The organism is Streptomyces sp. NBC_00310 (genome assembly GCF_036208085.1).
Lineage (GTDB): Bacteria > Actinomycetota > Actinomycetes > Streptomycetales > Streptomycetaceae > Streptomyces.
The window spans coordinates 8,403,723-8,419,999 of record NZ_CP130714.1; the positions used below are offsets into that span (position 1 = coordinate 8,403,723).

Annotated in this window: 13 protein-coding genes and 1 pseudogene; 5 read left to right on the top strand and 9 right to left on the bottom strand. The window is 71.6% G+C overall.

Features of this window, described 5'->3' with window-relative positions:
• The first annotated feature begins 241 nt into the window (after positions 1 to 241).
• The gene (gene uppS / locus OG202_RS36805; RefSeq protein ID WP_328224198.1) at positions 242 to 2,104 is read left to right on the top strand and encodes a polyprenyl diphosphate synthase; all 1,863 of its coding nucleotides are present in this window, start codon (positions 242 to 244) and stop codon (positions 2,102 to 2,104) included.
• A 173-nt stretch (positions 2,105 to 2,277) separates the two neighbouring features.
• Here the strand turns inward: uppS and OG202_RS36810 are convergent, their stop codons facing one another.
• Together OG202_RS36810 and OG202_RS36815 are read right to left on the bottom strand one after the other, a co-directional pair.
• Positions 2,278 to 3,177, bottom strand: a complete 900-nt coding sequence (locus OG202_RS36810) for a hypothetical protein (RefSeq protein ID WP_326575934.1) — start codon at positions 3,175 to 3,177, stop codon at positions 2,278 to 2,280.
• Positions 3,174 to 4,289, bottom strand: coding sequence for an SPFH domain-containing protein (locus OG202_RS36815; protein WP_327727426.1), 1,116 nt, complete (start codon positions 4,287 to 4,289; stop codon positions 3,174 to 3,176). The genes OG202_RS36810 and OG202_RS36815 overlap by 4 nt, the downstream gene beginning before the upstream one ends.
• A 160-nt stretch (positions 4,290 to 4,449) precedes the next feature.
• On the opposite strand from OG202_RS36815, the gene OG202_RS36820 reads away from it, so the two are divergent.
• A complete protein-coding gene (locus OG202_RS36820) occupies positions 4,450 to 5,673 on the top strand; it encodes an arginine deiminase (RefSeq protein ID WP_327727425.1) in 1,224 nt (407 codons plus the stop codon).
• A 90-nt stretch (positions 5,674 to 5,763) separates the two neighbouring features.
• A complete protein-coding gene (gene argF, locus OG202_RS36825) occupies positions 5,764 to 6,771 on the top strand; it encodes an ornithine carbamoyltransferase (RefSeq protein ID WP_328224199.1) in 1,008 nt (335 codons plus the stop codon).
• A gap of 155 nt (positions 6,772 to 6,926) precedes the next feature.
• Here argF and OG202_RS36830 read toward each other — a convergent pair whose 3' ends face one another.
• Entirely contained in the window at positions 6,927 to 7,391 is a 465-nt protein-coding gene (locus OG202_RS36830; RefSeq protein ID WP_327727423.1) for an ATP-binding protein, read from the bottom strand.
• 319 nt (positions 7,392 to 7,710) lie between these two features.
• Here OG202_RS36830 and OG202_RS36835 point away from each other — a divergent pair, with 319 nt between their 5' ends.
• Both OG202_RS36835 and OG202_RS36840 read left to right on the top strand, forming a co-directional pair.
• Complete coding sequence (locus tag OG202_RS36835; protein ID WP_327727422.1) at positions 7,711 to 8,538, top strand: enoyl-CoA hydratase family protein; 828 nt, start codon at positions 7,711 to 7,713, stop codon at positions 8,536 to 8,538.
• A gap of 80 nt (positions 8,539 to 8,618) precedes the next feature.
• Complete coding sequence (locus OG202_RS36840; RefSeq protein WP_327727421.1) at positions 8,619 to 11,009, top strand: bifunctional salicylyl-CoA 5-hydroxylase/oxidoreductase; 2,391 nt, start codon at positions 8,619 to 8,621, stop codon at positions 11,007 to 11,009.
• A 32-nt stretch (positions 11,010 to 11,041) separates the two neighbouring features.
• On the opposite strand, the gene OG202_RS36845 is transcribed toward OG202_RS36840, so the two are convergent.
• From OG202_RS36845 to OG202_RS36870, 6 genes and pseudogenes are all read right to left on the bottom strand, one after another.
• A complete protein-coding gene (locus OG202_RS36845) occupies positions 11,042 to 12,277 on the bottom strand; it encodes a sulfate adenylyltransferase subunit 1 (RefSeq protein ID WP_327727420.1) in 1,236 nt (411 codons plus the stop codon).
• 2 nt (positions 12,278 to 12,279) lie between these two features.
• Positions 12,280 to 13,180: pseudogene (gene cysD / locus OG202_RS36850) on the bottom strand (sulfate adenylyltransferase subunit CysD).
• On the bottom strand, positions 13,177 to 13,737 hold the full coding sequence (gene cysC / locus OG202_RS36855; protein WP_327727419.1) for an adenylyl-sulfate kinase: 561 nt from the start codon (positions 13,735 to 13,737) through the stop codon (positions 13,177 to 13,179). The pseudogene cysD and the gene cysC overlap by 4 nt, the downstream one beginning before the upstream one ends.
• Positions 13,734 to 14,978, bottom strand: a complete 1,245-nt coding sequence (locus OG202_RS36860) for a glycosyltransferase family 4 protein (RefSeq protein ID WP_327727418.1) — start codon at positions 14,976 to 14,978, stop codon at positions 13,734 to 13,736. The genes cysC and OG202_RS36860 overlap by 4 nt, the downstream gene beginning before the upstream one ends.
• A complete protein-coding gene (locus tag OG202_RS36865) occupies positions 14,975 to 15,385 on the bottom strand; it encodes a hypothetical protein (RefSeq protein ID WP_326575915.1) in 411 nt (136 codons plus the stop codon). Before OG202_RS36865 ends, OG202_RS36860 begins: the two co-directional genes overlap by 4 nt.
• Positions 15,382 to 16,275, bottom strand: a complete 894-nt coding sequence (locus OG202_RS36870) for a sulfotransferase family protein (protein ID WP_326575913.1) — start codon at positions 16,273 to 16,275, stop codon at positions 15,382 to 15,384. The genes OG202_RS36865 and OG202_RS36870 overlap by 4 nt, the downstream gene beginning before the upstream one ends.
• Between the last annotated feature and the right edge of the window lie 2 nt (positions 16,276 to 16,277).

Genomic DNA, 16,277 nt, shown 5'->3' on the forward strand with positions numbered 1-16,277 from the left:
ACGAATTCCTGCATGGATTCCTGCACGGATTCCGTCACGGATGACGACCCGTCCGTGACGGGCGGACCCGCGCCCGTGAGGTGACAATGCGGCTGATAATGTCGCAGGCAGGCGTGGCCGCGTTCCGCGTTCGAGAGGTTCCGGCGGTGCTCGGGGAGACAGCGATCGCAGCCAATCGCAGGCGATCGCTGTCACCCGAGTCGGTCCCATCGGTCCCGTTCGAAGGTATGTGGGGTTCCCCATGCGTCGCACCACCACGCGGTCCGTCACGCGGTCCGGGCGAGAGCGATCGGCACTCGACGCCGCGTACGACGAGTGCCGCCGCCTGGTCCGCACGACCCGGCCCACCGAGTACGCCCTGATGCAGCTCATGCCCCCGCCGGTGCGCCCCGCCTGCTGGGCCCTGTACGCCGCCCTCGCCTCCGCCGACGATCTGCTCGACTCCACCGAGGGCACCCCGAAGGAGCGCGCCCGGCGGCTTCAGGAGTGGCGGGCCGCGCTGGAGGCCGACCTGGGCAGCGGCACCAGCGACGACCCGGTCAGGCTCGCGCTGACCGATTCGGTGTGGCACTGGGGGCTCGACCTCGGTGACCTGCTCGGCGCCCTGGACGCGGTGCAGCGGGACGAGGACCGCGAGGGCGTCGCGACCTGGCAGGAGTGGCGGGAGCGTGCCCACGCCCAGAACGTCAGTTGGCCCGAGCAGCTGATGCGGATGCTGGTCCGCAGCGGACTGCCCGTACCCGTACGGCTGCGCGACCTTCCGGGCTTCACCCGTTTCGTGGACGGCCTGTTCCTCACCGACATGCTCCGCGACCTCCCCGAGGACCTCGACGGCGGACACGTGTGGTTCCCCGCCGAGGTCCTCGACCGCTTCCACGTCACCCCGGCCGAACTGATCTCACGCGAGTGGACCCCCGCCGTCCGGCAGCTGGTCTCCCACCTCGCCGGCCAGGCCCGGGAATGGCTGGAGAGCGCCCGTCGGGCGCTGCGCGACACGCTGCCGCTGGGCCCCGCCATCGTGCTCGACACCGCCGTCGAACTGTTCGGCGCGGAGCTGGACGCGATTCTCCGGGCCGGATCGGCCGTCCTGCACCGCCCGGTACGCGTCCCCCGGCACACCGAGTGGCGGATCCTCGGCCCCGCCCGGGCACGGGCCGCCGTGGTGTGGCGGCTGACGCTGCCGCCCGGCAGGGACGCGGCCATCGATACGGCGAGGACGGCGGGGGCCCGCGCGAACGGGACTTCGTCCACCGACGACCGGGCCGACGCCACCGCGGCGGACCTGCTCGCGGGCCCCGAGCGGCACACCACACGGATCGCCGAACCGCCGCTGCCGCCGCGCCCGCACCGCGACGGCGCCCGCCCGCCCGCCATAGCCGGGGCCCATCTCCCGCAGCATGTGGCGATCGTCATGGACGGCAACGGCCGCTGGGCCACCGGGCTCGGACTGCCCCGCGACGAGGGCCACCGCGCCGGGGCGGTCGCGTTGCGCGACGTCGTCCAGGGCGCACTGGAGATCGGCCTCGCCCATCTGACCGTCTACGCCTTCTCCACCGAGAACTGGAAGCGGTCGCCCGACGAGGTCTCCAAACTCTTCGCGATCATGCGCGCGGAACTCCTCGACGGCGAACTGCTGGACCACGACGTACGCCTGCGCTGGGTGGGTTCCCCCGACGGACTCCCGGACGACGTGGTGGAGGTCCTGCGCGCCCAGGAGCACGCCACCCGCAACCGCACCGGCCTCACCCTCAACGTCTGCGTCAACTACGGCGGCCGGGCCGAACTCGCCCAGGCGGGCGCGGCGTTGGCCCGTGCCGCGCTGGCCGGCGAGGTCGACCCTGCCAGGGTCTCCGAGCAGCTCTTCGCCGCGCATCTGCCCCACCACGCCATGCCCGACGTCGACCTCCTCTGGCGCACCAGCGGCGAGATCCGCACCTCCAACTTCCTCCCCTGGCACGCCCACTACGCCGAACTCCACTTCACCGACCAGCCCTGGCCCGACGTGGACCGCCGAGACCTGTGGGAGGCGGTGGTCGCCTACACCCACCGCAAGCGCCGCAAGGGCGCGGCGTCGGTACCCACGTCTGCCGACGGGGCCGAGTGACGGAGCCGCTTCAGAGCTCGGGGGTGCTGCTTCGTGGGCGGGTGCGGGTGGTGTGCGGTTGCTCGCGCAGTTCCCCGCGCCCCTGAACGGCATGGGCCGCGCCCGGAGCTTTCAAGGGGCGCGGGGGACTGCGCGACCAGCCCCCACGCACCCGCAGCCGAAAAACGCACGCGTCAGCCGACCAACCGCAACCGAACCCCCGCCACCCCCACCCGCACCGTCTGCCCCCACGTCAGCTCCAGCGCGTCCCCCTCCATCCCGTCCCCGAAGACGATGAGCCGATCCGACTCGACCGTGAGCGAAAGCCGCCCGCCCTCCGCGAGCGCCCCCGCCACCATCGACGTTCCCGTGGCCGGCGACGGCCACGCCTCCCGCACGAACCACAGCAGCCGGGCCTCGTCCGGACCGGGGAGGCTCAGGGCGCTCTCCCGTTCCTGCCACACGGACCGGATCCATCCGCTGGCCCCGGTCCCGGTCCCGACGAGCACCCCGGACGAGGCCTGGGGCTCGACGGCACCCCTGTCGCCGTCGAGCCCCAGGCGGTACCGGGCGGTCTGGTGTCCCGCCGCGCCGAGGTAGATCTCGTTGAGCGCCACCAGCCGCTGCGTGTCGTCCGCGACGGCCTCGACCATGGTCAACTCATCGGCCCCGCAGTCACGTTGGAGCGATGCGGACAGCAACTTCCCCGCCTGGTCGGGCCGGTGGCGCACCAGTACCCCCGGGTTGCGCCGGGGGTCGGGGTTGATCCCCACCACCGGCTGCCCCGCGAGGTACTTCGCGACATTGGCCACCAGCCCGTCCTGCCCGACGACGACCACGACGTCCTCGGGGGCGAACAGGAACCGGTCCAGGTCGGCCCGTTCGACCCGCGCCTGACGCCAGGTCAGCGGTACCGAGGACGTGACCTCGGCCAGCGCCCCGCGCTCCCGCCGGTGCCGCTCGGCCACGTCCTCGATGTCCCGCCCCCGGGACCGCAGGAAGAAGGCGGCCTGCCCGTGCGTACCGTGCCGGGCCACCAACTCCTCGTACTCGGTGGTGCGATGGACCAGCACCACCCGCGGCGCGAGACTCACGCGGAGTCTCCCGCGGTGCCCGCCCCGCCCAGCCGGGAGAGCAGCCCGGTCAGCACGTCCGGCGACACGGTGACGCTCTCGATCCGCGGCAGGTTCTCCGCGAGCCGCGTCGCGGTCAGCGCGTGCAGCGTCGCCGTGTCCACCTCGGCGTGCACCCGCAGCCACGCCGCCTGCGCCTCGGCCCGTGCCGCACCCACGTCCCGCGCGGCCCGCGCCTCCGCCCCGGCCAGCTTGACCTGCCGCGCCGCCTCGGCGTCGGCGAGCTTCACGCTCCGTGCCGCCTCCGCCTCCGCGAGCCGCACCGTCCGCTCGGCCTCCGCCTCGGTCAGCCGTCCCGTCCGGGCGGCCTCCGCACCCGCCTTCACCGCGTCCGCCGCGGCCCTCTCCTCCGCCTCCCGCCGTGCGTTCGTGCCCCGCTGCTCGACCAACTGCTCCTCACGCCGGGCCAGTTCGATCTGGCTGGCCAGTTCGTTCTCCGCGATGGCCCGCTCCCGCTCGACGGCCACGGCACGACGCTCGTACGTCGCCTTGTCCGCTTCCTGCTGGATCTGCTCCCGGGCCGGCGTGCGCAGCGCCCGCTCCACCTCGGGTTCGGGCCGCAGCGCCACCACGCGTACGGCCACGATCTCGATCCCGGTGGCCGGCAGCCGGGGTTCGGCCGCCAGTCCGCCGGCCACCCGCTCCCGGACCGCCGCGACCCCGTCGACCAGGGCCGACGCCAGCGTCGTACGGGCCAGGACGTCCAGCGCGTGCTGCTGGGCCGTCTCCGTCAACAGCGTCGACAACTGCTCCAGGGGAGCACCGCGCCAGACACCGGTGTCGGGGTCGATGGAGAAGTCGAGGCGGGCGGCGGCGGTCGCCGGGTCGCTCACCCGGTACGTCACCGTCGCCTGCACCGCCACGTCCTGGAAGTCGGACGTACGGGCGTGGAAGGTCATCGCCAGCTCCCGGTCGTCCACCGGGATCTCGGAGAGCGAGGCGCTCAGCGACCGGTACCAGAAGCTCAGCCCCGGACCGTCGTGCACCAGCCGCCCGGAGCGGTGGTGACGGACGTGCGCGGTGGGCACGCCGCGCAGATGCCGCCAGCCGAGCCGCCTGGTGATGTCGGCCATGGATGATCCCCCTCGTGACGACTGAACGACACCGATTAATGTCACTTAGACGATAATGGAGTGCCCCACTTATCGTCAAGGGGACGAGTAAAGGGGGTCCAAGGATTCCGATTCGGCCGACCGGAGGGTGAACACGCGCCCGAATGGTCAGGATGAGGGCATGGGATTCCATGTCGACTCCGAGGCCGGGCGCCTGCGCCGCGTCATCCTGCACCGGCCGGATCTTGAGCTCAAAAGGCTCACCCCCGGCAACAAGGACGCGCTGCTCTTCGACGACGTGCTGTGGGTGCGCCGGGCGCGCGCCGAGCACGACGGATTCGCCGACGTGCTGCGTGACCGAGGCGTCGCCGTCCACCTCTTCGGCGACCTGCTCACCGACGTCATGCGCATTCCGCAGGCCCGGGAACTCGTCCTCGACCGGGTCTTCGACGAGAAGGAGTACGGCCCGCTCGCCACCGACCACCTCAGAGCCGCCTTCGAGTCGCTGCCCCTGGCCGAGCTGGTCGAGGCCCTGATCGGCGGCATGACCAAGCGCGAGTTCCTCGACGCCCACATGGAGCCGGCCTCCGTCCGCTTCCACGTCATGGAACTCGACGACTTCCTCCTCGACCCCCTCCCCAACCACCTCTTCACCCGCGACACCTCCGCCTGGATCTACGACGGGGTCTCCATCAACGCCATGCGCTGGCCCGCCCGCCAGCGCGAGACCGTCCACTTCGAGGCGATCTACCGGCACCACCCCCTCTTCCGCGCCGAGACGTTCCACGTCTGGTCGGAGGGCCAGGCCGACTACCCGTCCACCATCGAGGGCGGCGACGTCCTGGTCATCGGCAACGGGGCCGTCCTCATCGGCATGAGCGAGCGCACCACCCCGCAGGCCGTCGAGATGCTCGCCCACAAGCTCTTCGCCGCCGGCTCCGCGCAGACCATCGTGGCCCTCGACATGCCGAAGCGCCGGGCCTTCATGCACCTCGACACCGTCATGACCATGGTCGACGGCGACACCTTCACCCAGTACGCCGGACTCGGCATGCTCCGCTCGTACACCATCGAACCCGGTGTCGGCGAGAAGGAGCTCAAGGTCACCGACCACCCGCCGGAGCACATGCACCGCGCGATCGCCGCCGCGCTGGGCCTCGACGCCATCCGGGTGCTGACCGCCACGCAGGACGTCCACGCCGCCGCGCGCGAGCAGTGGGACGACGGCTGCAACGTCCTCGCCGTCGAGCCCGGCGTCGTCGTCGCCTACGAACGCAACGCCACCACCAACACGCATCTGCGCAAGCAGGGCATCGAGGTGATCGAGATCCCGGGGAGCGAACTGGGGCGGGGGAGGGGCGGGCCGCGCTGTATGAGCTGCCCGGTGGAGAGGGCGGCCGTGTGACGGCGGTCCCCGTATAGAAATGTGGAACATCGTATAGACTTCCAGTCTTCCTTACGCTGTCCCTGCCCCCGTCGACCCAGGAGCGCCCCCATGGCGACTGTTCCCCACGCCCTCGCCGGGCGCCACTTCCTCAAGGAGCTGGACTTCACCGCGGAGGAGTTCCGCGGGCTGATCGAGCTGGCCGTGGAGCTGAAGGCGGCCAAGAAGGCCGGGACGGAGACCCCGTACCTGCGGGGCAGGAACATCGCGCTCATCTTCGAGAAGACCTCGACGCGCACCCGCTGCGCGTTCGAGGTCGCCGCGGCCGACCAGGGAGCCCGGACGACGTACCTGGACCCGTCCGGCTCGCAGATGGGCCACAAGGAGTCCGTACGGGACACTGCGCGGGTCCTCGGCCGGATGTTCGACGCGATCGAGTACCGCGGCGACAGCCAGGCGAACGTCGAGGAACTCGCCGCGTACGCCGGAGTGCCGGTCTACAACGGGCTCACCGACGACTGGCACCCCACCCAGATGCTGGCCGACGTGATGACCATGACCGAGCACAGCGACAAGCCGCTCGACGGGATCGTCTTCGCGTACCTCGGTGACGCCCGCTTCAACATGGGCAACTCGTACCTGGTCACCGGGGCCCTGCTCGGCATGGACGTCCGGATCGTCGCCCCGCGGGCCTACTGGCCGGCCGAGGAGATCGTCGACCACGCGCGCAAGCTCGCGGAGATCAGCGGGGCGCGGATCACGCTCACCGAGCACGTCCACGAGGGTGTGAAGGGCGCCGATTTCGTCGCGACCGATGTGTGGGTCTCGATGGGGGAGCCCAAGGAGGTCTGGGACGAGCGGATCGGGGCGCTGTCGCCGTACGCCGTGACCATGGACGTGCTGCGGGCCACCGGCAACGCGGACGTCAAGTTCCTGCACTGCCTGCCTGCCTTCCACGACCTCGGCACGAAGGTGGGGCGCGAGATCCACGAGCTGCACGGGCTGGACTCGCTGGAGGTCACGGACGAGGTGTTCGAGTCCTCGCACTCCGTCGTCTTCGACGAGGCCGAGAATCGCCTGCACACGATCAAGGCGGTCCTGGTGGCGACGCTGGCCTGACGGGCGCGTGAGAGCGCGGGGGCTGCGCTTGTCGGGCGGGTGCGGGTGCGGGTGCGGGTGCGGGTGCGGGTCGGGCGGGCGCGGGGCGTTCGTGGGCGCCCGCGCCCCGCGGCGGAGCCGCGTATCGACACTGCCCCGCGCCCCTTCGGGGCGGCTTACGCGTGGCGGCGCTGGGGCGGCACCGTCGGCAACCGGAACCACACCGCCTTGCCGGAGTCCGTGGGGCGGTGGCCGCAGGCGGAGCTCAGGGCGCGGATGAGGAGCAGGCCGCGGCCGTGCTCCTGCCAGGGGTCGGGGTCGAGGTGGCCCGGGGTGGTGAGGTCACCCGGAGGCGCCGGGTCCGGGTCGTGGACCTCCACCTTGCAGCCGGTCGGCACCAGCTCGACGACCAGCTCTATGGGCCCGTCCCCGGCCGCGTGCTCGACCGCGTTCGCGACCAGTTCCGCCGTGAGCAGCTCCGCCGTGTCGCAGTCCGCCCCGTGCTCCAGCTCGGTCAGCGCCGTACGCACCAGCGCGCGGGCCACGGGCACGGCCGCGGCGGTGTGCGGCAGCGCGATGCGCCAGGAGGCGGGGGCGGAGGGTTCTTGCAAGGCGGCGGATCCGATCATGGAGCAGGTCATGGCTCGTCCTGCTTTCAACGTGACGAATGGTACGGCGCGGACCGGCGATGCCGCTCGGCGGGCGCCGCGGGGGACCTTCGGCCCCGTTGCCAGCCGGTCTACCCACGGCAACGCTCCGCCGCGCCCGACCGAGCCCGTCGTTACCGGCTTGTCGAACGTCCGTGACCGAGTCACGGGGGCCGGACGGCCCGGCGGAGCGGCGACCACCACCGCGACGCGCCTATCGCGCACTCGTGACGACAGTCAGATAACGGTGATAGCTTCGGTGGGTAGGGAAGTAGCCGCAGCGCCGCGGTAGCCCCCGAGGAGGCCGCCCGTCATGAGTCCCTTCACCGGCTCCGCCGCCCGCACCTCCGACTGGCGGCATCTGCGGTGCGAGATCGCCGACGGTGTTGCCACCGTCACCCTCGCCCGCCCCGAGAAGCTCAACGCCCTCACCTTCGGCGCCTACGCCGACCTGCGCGACCTGCTCGCCGAACTCTCCCGGGAGAAGTCCGTACGGGCCCTGGTACTGGCCGGCGACGGCCGCGGCTTCTGCTCCGGCGGCGACGTCGACGAGATCATCGGCGCCACCCTCGCCATGGACACCGCCCAGCTGCTCGACTTCAACCGGATGACCGGGCAGGTCGTCCGGGCCGTACGCGAGTGCCCCTTCCCGGTGATCGCCGCCGTGCACGGCGTGGCGGCGGGCGCCGGCGCGGTCCTCGCCCTCGCCGCCGACTTCCGGGTGGCCGACCCCACGGCCCGCTTCTCCTTCCTCTTCACCCGCGTCGGCCTCTCCGGCGGCGACATGGGCGCCGCCTACCTCCTGCCCCGCGTCGTCGGCCTCGGCCACGCCACCCGCCTCCTGATGCTCGGCGAACCCGTCCGCGCCCCCGAGGCCGAACGCATCGGCCTCATCAGCCAACTCACCGACGAGGGCAGCGCCGACGAGGCCGCCCACGCGCTGGCCCGCCGCCTGGCCGAGGGCCCGGCCCTGGCGTACACCCAGACGAAGGCCCTGCTGACCGCGGAACTGGACATGCCCCTGTCGGCAGCCGTGGAGCTGGACGCGGCCACCCAGGCCCTGCTGATGAACGGCGAGGACTACGCCGAGTTCCACGCGGCGTTCACGGAGAAGCGCCCCCCGAAATGGCAGGGCCGATGACGCCGACCTCGCCTGCACCGACCTCGCCCGTCATACCGACCCCAGGGGCAGCCGACCCAGGGGCGCGGGGCAGTGTCGATATGCGGCTCCGCCGCAGGGCGCGACCAGCCACCACGCACCCGCAGCCGCCTACGAAGGCCACCCACCCCCACCGCATCGCGATCATCGGCGGCGGCCCCGGCGGTCTCTACGCCGCCGCCCTCCTCAAACGCCTCGATCCCACCCGCGAGATAACCGTCTGGGAACGCAACGCCCCCGACGACACCTTCGGCTTCGGCGTCGTCCTCTCCGACGAAACCCTGGGCGGCATAGAACACGCCGACCCGGTCGTCTACGAGGCCCTGCAAGCACACTTCACCCGCTGGGACGACATCGACATCGTCCACCGCAACACCCGCCACACCTCCGGAGGACACGGCTTCGCCGCCCTCGGCCGCCGCTGCCTCCTCCAGATCCTGCACGACCGCTGCCGCGCCCTCGGCGTGGAACTCCGCTTCGGCACGGAGGCCCCGTACCCCGCCTGGCTCTGCGAGGCGTACGACCTGGTCATAGCGGCGGACGGCGTGCACAGCGCGACCCGCGAGGCGTACGCGGAGGTGTTCCGGCCGGCTGTCGAGACCCACCGCTGCCGCTACATCTGGCTCGCCGCCGACTTCGCCTTCGAGGCCTTCCGGTTCGAGATCGCCGAGACCGAGCACGGCGTGATGCAGCTGCACGGCTACCCCTACGCCCGCCCGTCACCCGACCACCGCCCCTCAACGAGGCCCTCCGGGCCGCAGGACCAATTCGGTGCGTCCACCGTCATCGTGGAGATGCGCGAGGAGGTGTGGCGGGCCGCCGGGCTGGACCGGACGGACGAGCGGGAGTCCGTCGAGCGCTGCGCGAAACTCTTCGCGGACGCGCTCGGCGGACGGCCCCTGCGCTCCAACAACTCCACCTGGACGACCTTCCGCACGATCGTCAACGAGCGCTGGTCGCACGGCAATCTGGTACTGCTCGGCGATGCCGCGCACACCGCGCACTTCTCCATCGGCTCGGGTACGAAGCTGGCCGTCGAGGACGCGCTGGCGCTGGCGGCCTGTCTGGAGGAACAGCCGGACCTGGTAAGGGCGTTGACGGCGTACGAGGAGGAACGGCGCCCCGTCGTCGCCTCGACGCAGCGCGCGGCGCGGGCCAGCCTGGAGTGGTTCGAGAACATCGGGCTCCATCTCGCCCAGCCGTCCCGGCAGTTCGCCTTCAACCTGCTCACCCGCAGCCGCCGCGTCACCCACGACAACCTCCGCCTCCGCGACGCCCACTTCACCGGCGCGGTGGAGCGGGAGTTCGGCTGCCCACCGGGAACGCCCCCGATGTTCACCCCGTTCCGGCTGCGCGGCCTGACGCTGCGCAACCGTGTCGTCGTGTCCCCGATGGACATGTACTCGGCGACCGACGGTGTCCCCGGCGACTTCCACCTCGTCCATCTGGGCTCCCGCGCTCTCGGCGGCGCCGGGCTCGTGATGACGGAGATGGTGTGCGTGAGCCCCGAGGGGCGCATCACCCCGGGCTGCGCCGGGCTCTGGAACTCCCGGCAGGCCGACGCCTGGCGCCGCACGGTGACGTTCGTGCACGAGCGGGCGCCGGGCACGGCCATCGGCGTCCAGCTGGGCCACTCCGGTCGCAAGGGCTCGACCAAGCTGATGTGGGAGGGCATCGACGAGCCGCTGGACGCGGCCAACTGGCCCCTGACGGCGGCCTCCCCGATTCCCTACAAGCCGGGCGGCCAGACCCCGCGCGAAGTCTCGCGCGCCCAACTCACCGACATACGCGAGCAGTTCACCTCAGCCGCGACCCGGGCCGCCCGCTGCGGCTTCGACCTGCTCGAACTCCACTGCGCCCACGGCTACTTGCTCTCCGGCTTCCTCTCACCGCTGACGAACCGCCGAACCGACCGTTACGGCGGTTCCCTCGACCACCGGCTCCGCTTCCCCCTCGAAGTCTTTGACGCCGTACGGTCTGTGTGGCCGGAGGAGCGGCCGATGACTGTCCGTATCTCGGCGACCGACTGGGCCGACGGCGGCACGACCGCCGAGGACGCCGTCGAGATCGCCCGCGCCTTCGCCGCGCACGGCGCCGACGCGATCGACGTCTCGACGGGGCAGGTAGTCGCCGACGAACACCCCGAGTACGGGCGCTCGTACCAGACGCCGTACGCGGACCGGATCCGGCACGAGGCGGGGGTGCCGGTCATCGCCGTCGGTGCCATCTCCTCCTGGGACGACGTCAACTCCCTGATCCTGGCGGGCCGCACAGACCTCTGCGCCCTCGGCCGCCCCCACCTGTACGACCCCCACTGGACCCTCCACGCGGCCGCCGAACAGGGCTACGAGGGACCGGGCGTGGTCTGGCCCGCCCCCTACCGAGCCGGCAGCCGCCGCCCCAACACGGGCCGCACGGACGCCCCCAAACCCCGCCTGACGTTGGGGGGTTGAGGGCGCCGACGGCACCAGGGCGCACCCACGCGTCACGCCAGGTCGGCCATCCCCGCCGTCAGTGTCGCCCCATCGGCCGGGTCGACCAGGATGAACGACCCCGTCCGCCGTGCGACCGCGTAGTCGTCCAGCGCCAGCGGCTCCGCCGTACGCAGCACGATCCGGCCCAGGTCGTTCGTGGTCAGCTCGCGGTGGCCGCCGAGCTCCTTGACGACGGCCTTGACGGTTCGGGTGGTGTGCCGGAGCAGCACGCGGTCGCCCACCCGGAGCGGCCGTTCCGCGAGGTGGCAGACGGCCGCCCGGACGTCCTGCGTCAGCGTCGGGCCGTCCGCCACGCCCGCCGTGATCATGTCGCCTCGGGAGATGTCCCGCTGGTCCGCGAGCCGCACGCTGATCGACTGCGGCGCGTACGCGACCTCCGCCGGCTCGCCCAGGACGTCGATCCCCGTGATCTCGGACGTCCCACCGGACGGATGGACGGTCACCCGGTCACCCACCCGCAACGCCCCCGACACCAACTGCCCCGCGTAGTGACGGACTTCGTCGTGCCGGATCACGTACTGCACGGGGAAGCGCGCCGGAGCGTCCGCCGCCTCCGCCCCCACCGGTACGGTCTCCAGGAATGCGAGGAGTGCCGGACCGCCGTACCAGTCCATGTGCCCGGACCGCTCGACGACGTTGTCACCGGCCAGCGCCGAGACGGGGATCGAGGTGAAGGCGGGCAGCCCCAGATCGTCGGCGTGCCGCGTGAACTCCTCGACGATCCGCCGGAACTCGCGTTCCTCGTACCCGACGAGGTCCATCTTGTTCACGGCCAGCACCACGTGCGGCACCCGCAGCAGCGCGGCGATCGCGGCGTGCCGGCGGGTCTGCTCGACCACACCGTTGCGGGCGTCGACGAGGATGATCGCCAGCTCGGCGGTGGAGGCACCCGTCACCATGTTGCGGGTGTACTGCACATGGCCGGGGGTGTCGGCGAGGATGAACCGGCGGCGCGGGGTCGCGAAGTAGCGGTACGCCACGTCGATGGTGATGCCCTGCTCCCGCTCGGCCCGCAGCCCGTCGGTGAGCAGCGCGAGATCCGGCGCCTCCTGCCCACGGCCGGCGGACACCCGCTCCACCGCCTCCATCTGGTCCGCCAGAACCGACTTGGAGTCGTGCAGCAGCCGCCCGACGAGCGTGGACTTGCCGTCGTCGACCGACCCGGCGGTCGCGAAGCGCAGTGTGTCGATGGTGGCCGAGGGCTTCTCGGCCAGGGGGGTGCTCATGCTTAGAAATACCCCTCGCGCTTCCGGTCTTCCATCGCGGCCTCGGACATCTTGTCGTCCGCGCGCGTCGCGCCCCGCTCGGTCAGCCGGGAGGCCGCGATCTCGGCGATGACCTGGTCCAACGTCACCGCGTCCGAGTCCACCGCGCCCGTGCAGGACATGTCCCCGACCGTTCGGTACCGCACCTGCCGCTTCTCGACGGTCTCGCCGTCCTTGGGGCCCCCACTCGCCGGCGGTCAGCCACATCCCGGCCCGCTGGAACACCTCGCGGTGGTGGGCGAAGTAGATCTGCGGCAGTTCGATGCCCTCGCGGGCGATGTACTGCCAGACGTCCAGCTCGGTCCAGTTGGAGAGCGGGAAGACGCGGACGTGCTCGCCGGGCGCGTGGCGGCCGTTGTACAGGTTCCACAGCTCGGGGCGCTGGCGGCGCGGGTCCCACTGGGAGAACTCGTCGCGCAGGGAGAACACCCGCTCCTTGGCGCGCGCCTTCTCCTCGTCCCGCCGCCCACCGCCGAAGACGGCGTCGAACTTCTCCGCCTGGATCTTCTCGGTGAGCGGCACGGTCTGCAGGGGGTTGCGGGTGCCGTCGGGGCGTTCGCGCAGTGCTCCGCGGTCGATGTAGTCCTGCACGGAGGCCACGTGCAGGCGCAGTCCGTGTTCGGCGACCGTGCGGTCGCGGTACTCCAGGACCTCGGGGAAGTTGTGGCCGGTGTCCACGTGCAGCAGCGTGAAGGGGATGGCGGCCGGGGCGAAGGCCTTCAGTGCCAGGTGCAGCATGACGATGGAGTCCTTGCCGCCGGAGAACAGGATCACCGGCCGCTCGAACTCGCCCGCCACCTCACGGAAGATGTGGACCGCCTCGGACTCCAGCGCGTCCAGATGGGACAGGGTGTGGACGGTCATACGAGGCCTCGATCCGCCAGCAGCGCGTACACGGACGCGGCCGATTCGTCGGGCGTCTGGTGTTGCGTCGGGAGCACGAGCGCGGGGTCGGCCGGCGGCTCGTACGGGTCGTCGACACCGGTCAGGCCCTTGAGCCGGCCGGCGGCCTGACGGGCGTACAAGCCCTTCACATCGCGCTCGCTGCACACCTCGACGGGGGTGGCGACATGCACCTCCAGGTACGGGGTGCCGCTCACGTCGTGGCGCTTGCGGACCGCCTCGCGGCTGTCGGCGTACGGCGCGATGACCGGGACGACGGCCAGCACGCCGTTGCGGGCGAGGACCTCGGCGACCAGACCGATGCGCTGGACGTTGGTGTTGCGGTCCTCGCGGGAGAAGCCGAGGCCGGCGGAGAGGAAGCGGCGGATCTCGTCACCGTCGAGGACCTCCACCCGGTGCCCCTCGGACCGCAGCCGGCCGGCCAGGACACGGGCGATCGTGGTCTTGCCCGCGCTCGGCAGTCCGGTGAGCCAGACCGTGGCTCCCTGGGCCTTGGACACCCTGGACGAGGTGGTCATGCGTGGGTTCCTTTCGCGGCGCCGGCGGCGAGGCCGTGCCGTTGCTCGTGGAGGGAGGAGAAGAGGGACTCCCAGCGGTGATGGACGGAGTCCGGGCCGTACGAGGCGGCCGTGAGAACCGCGGCGACGCCCATGTCGGCGCGCAGCACCTCGTCGGCCATCAGCCTGGCCATGGCGTCGGCGAGCGCGTCGGGGTCCTCGGGTGCGACGAGCAGCCCGTCCACGCCGTGCGTGAGCACGTCGGCGGGGCCGGTCGGGCAGTCGAAGCTCACCACGGGAAGGGCGTGGCTCATCGCCTCGATCATCACCATCGGCAGTCCCTCGAAGCGTGAACTGAGCACGTAGAAGGAGGCCTTGGCGAGTTCGTCGTCCAAGCGGTCGGTGTGTCCCATGAGGAACACGTGATTGTAGAGATGGTGTTCTTCGATCAGGTGGCGAAGTTCCGACTTCTTCTCGCCGCTGCCGTAAATTCTCAGTTGCCAGTCGGGGTACGTCTCGACGAGCTTCGCCCAGGCCGGGATCAGCAGGTCGAAGCCCTTCTGCGGGAAGAGCCGGCCGGCCGCCACCGCGATCTTCGACCTCGGGTCGGCCGGGACCTGGTCGAGGGAGTGCACGGCGTTGGGGATGCGGACGACCCGGGTCCCGGGCAGGAGTTCGGCGTACTCGTCGCGGTCGCGCTCGGTGAGCACGGCGACGGCGGCGAAGCGCGGGTACGTCTCCTGGATGCGCCGCTGCACGTCCCGTTTGTGGGTGCCGAGGTTCATGTGCTCCTGGGCGATCCGGACCACGCCGCTCGTGGCGTGCTCGGCGGCCAGGAAGTTGAGCGCGGGCCGGGTGGTGACGAGGATCCCGTCGGTCAACGACCGTAGGTACGCGATGATGTGGTTCTCGACGTACCGGTTGAAGTAGCGGTAGCCGAACTCGCCCTTCGGGATGTGCCGGGCGGGAGCCTCCAGCAGTTCGCCGCGCCTGCGGTCGCGCCAGCGGGCGACCAGGCCGGACGGCGGGGTGTAGGCGCCCTCGCGCAGGTCGACGACGGTGGAGACCTTCACCCGGGGGTCGAGCGGGAACTGGAGGGTGTCGCGGCGGCGCAGCGCGCTGACGATCTCCACGGTCCAGCCCGCCGCCACGAGGGAGTTGGCCTGGTTCATCACCGTTCGGATGGTGCCGCCCCGGCCGTACGCGTGCAGCAGCAGATACCGGACGTGGGGGCGCTGGGGGAGCGGGCGGCGGTCGGTCATGCGGAGCCTCCCGTGCGGCACTCCAGAGACAGGTTGTCCTTGATCGTGAAGTACGGGCGCACCCGGAGTTCTCCGATGCGCTGCTCCGGATACACGAAGATCTTCTTCTTGCCGTGCACGTCGTCGAGGTGCCTTCCGGCGCGCAGTTCGACCTCGCCGTCGGTGAGGTGGAGGTCCCACTCCTCGACGGGCGCGTGGCCGGAGGCGGCGAGGTCGCGGACGGGCAGCTCGCTCGCGAAGCGGTCGCCCTTGACGGCGGCGTCGTAGCGCAGCCTGGGGTCGGCGTGGGAGCGGCGGGTCAGGACCAGCTGCCAGGTGCCGACCGCCGGGACCCCGTGGATGCGTCCGACGACTCTGATGAGCCCGTCGCGCGGCCAGACCTCGGTTATCTCGGCGTGCGGCTTCACTTGCCGTAGCCCCAGGCCCGGCACATCGGCTGGAGGAGCTCCGGGATGTCGTCCTCGGCGGGGAGCGCGCGCCCGGACTGCACCTGACCGGTCCTGATCTTGTCCCGCCAGTCGCCGAGACCCTTCACGACCTGGGCGTCGTCCTTCCTGCCGTAGTCGAGCATGGCCGGCTCGAAGTCGAGGTCGAGGAAGTCGCAGAGCCGCCGCATCTCCTTCTCGGGATCGGCGGTGATGTCCTCGTACCGCACGGTGTGACCCGTGAGTCCCTCGCGGGCCCGGTCGACGGCCTTCATGTAGCGCAGCGCGTCGGCGGCGGCCTCGTCGTAGCCGCGCTTGTCGGGGTCGCCCTCGTGCCACGACTGGGCGATGGAGACCGGGTGACGCAGCAGGAAGACGAAGCGGGCGTCGGGCCAGCAGTCCCGGATGCGCTCGTACACGAAGGCGTTGCTCGGGGTCTTCTCGACCAAGAAGTCCTTGCCCGACCTGACCAGTTCGCGGTGCATGACCCGGTCCCACAGCAGATGCTCCAGATCGCCGCGCTCCAGGTCGAGGGCGCTCATCGCCTTCTGCGACAGCTTGCTGCCGTAGCCGACCTCCAGCCGGCGTATGTGCAGCTCGTGCGGGGAGTGCAGCCGCGAGTGCGCGTTCAGGAGCATCCGCAGCAGGGTGGAGCCCGAGCGCACGGGAGACATGATGAAGACCGGCTGCCTGAGCAACCGGTCCGTGGCCAGGTCATCGGGAGCCGGACATCGGTACACCGCCGTGGGCCTCTTCGCGGCCGGCTTCGGCGCCGTGGCCCTGGGTACGGCGGGCGCGACCGGGGCGGCCTTGCGCACTTGCAGACCGGTGGTGGCGGTGAGTGCACGGTTCAGGTTGCGCAGGAGACTCATGC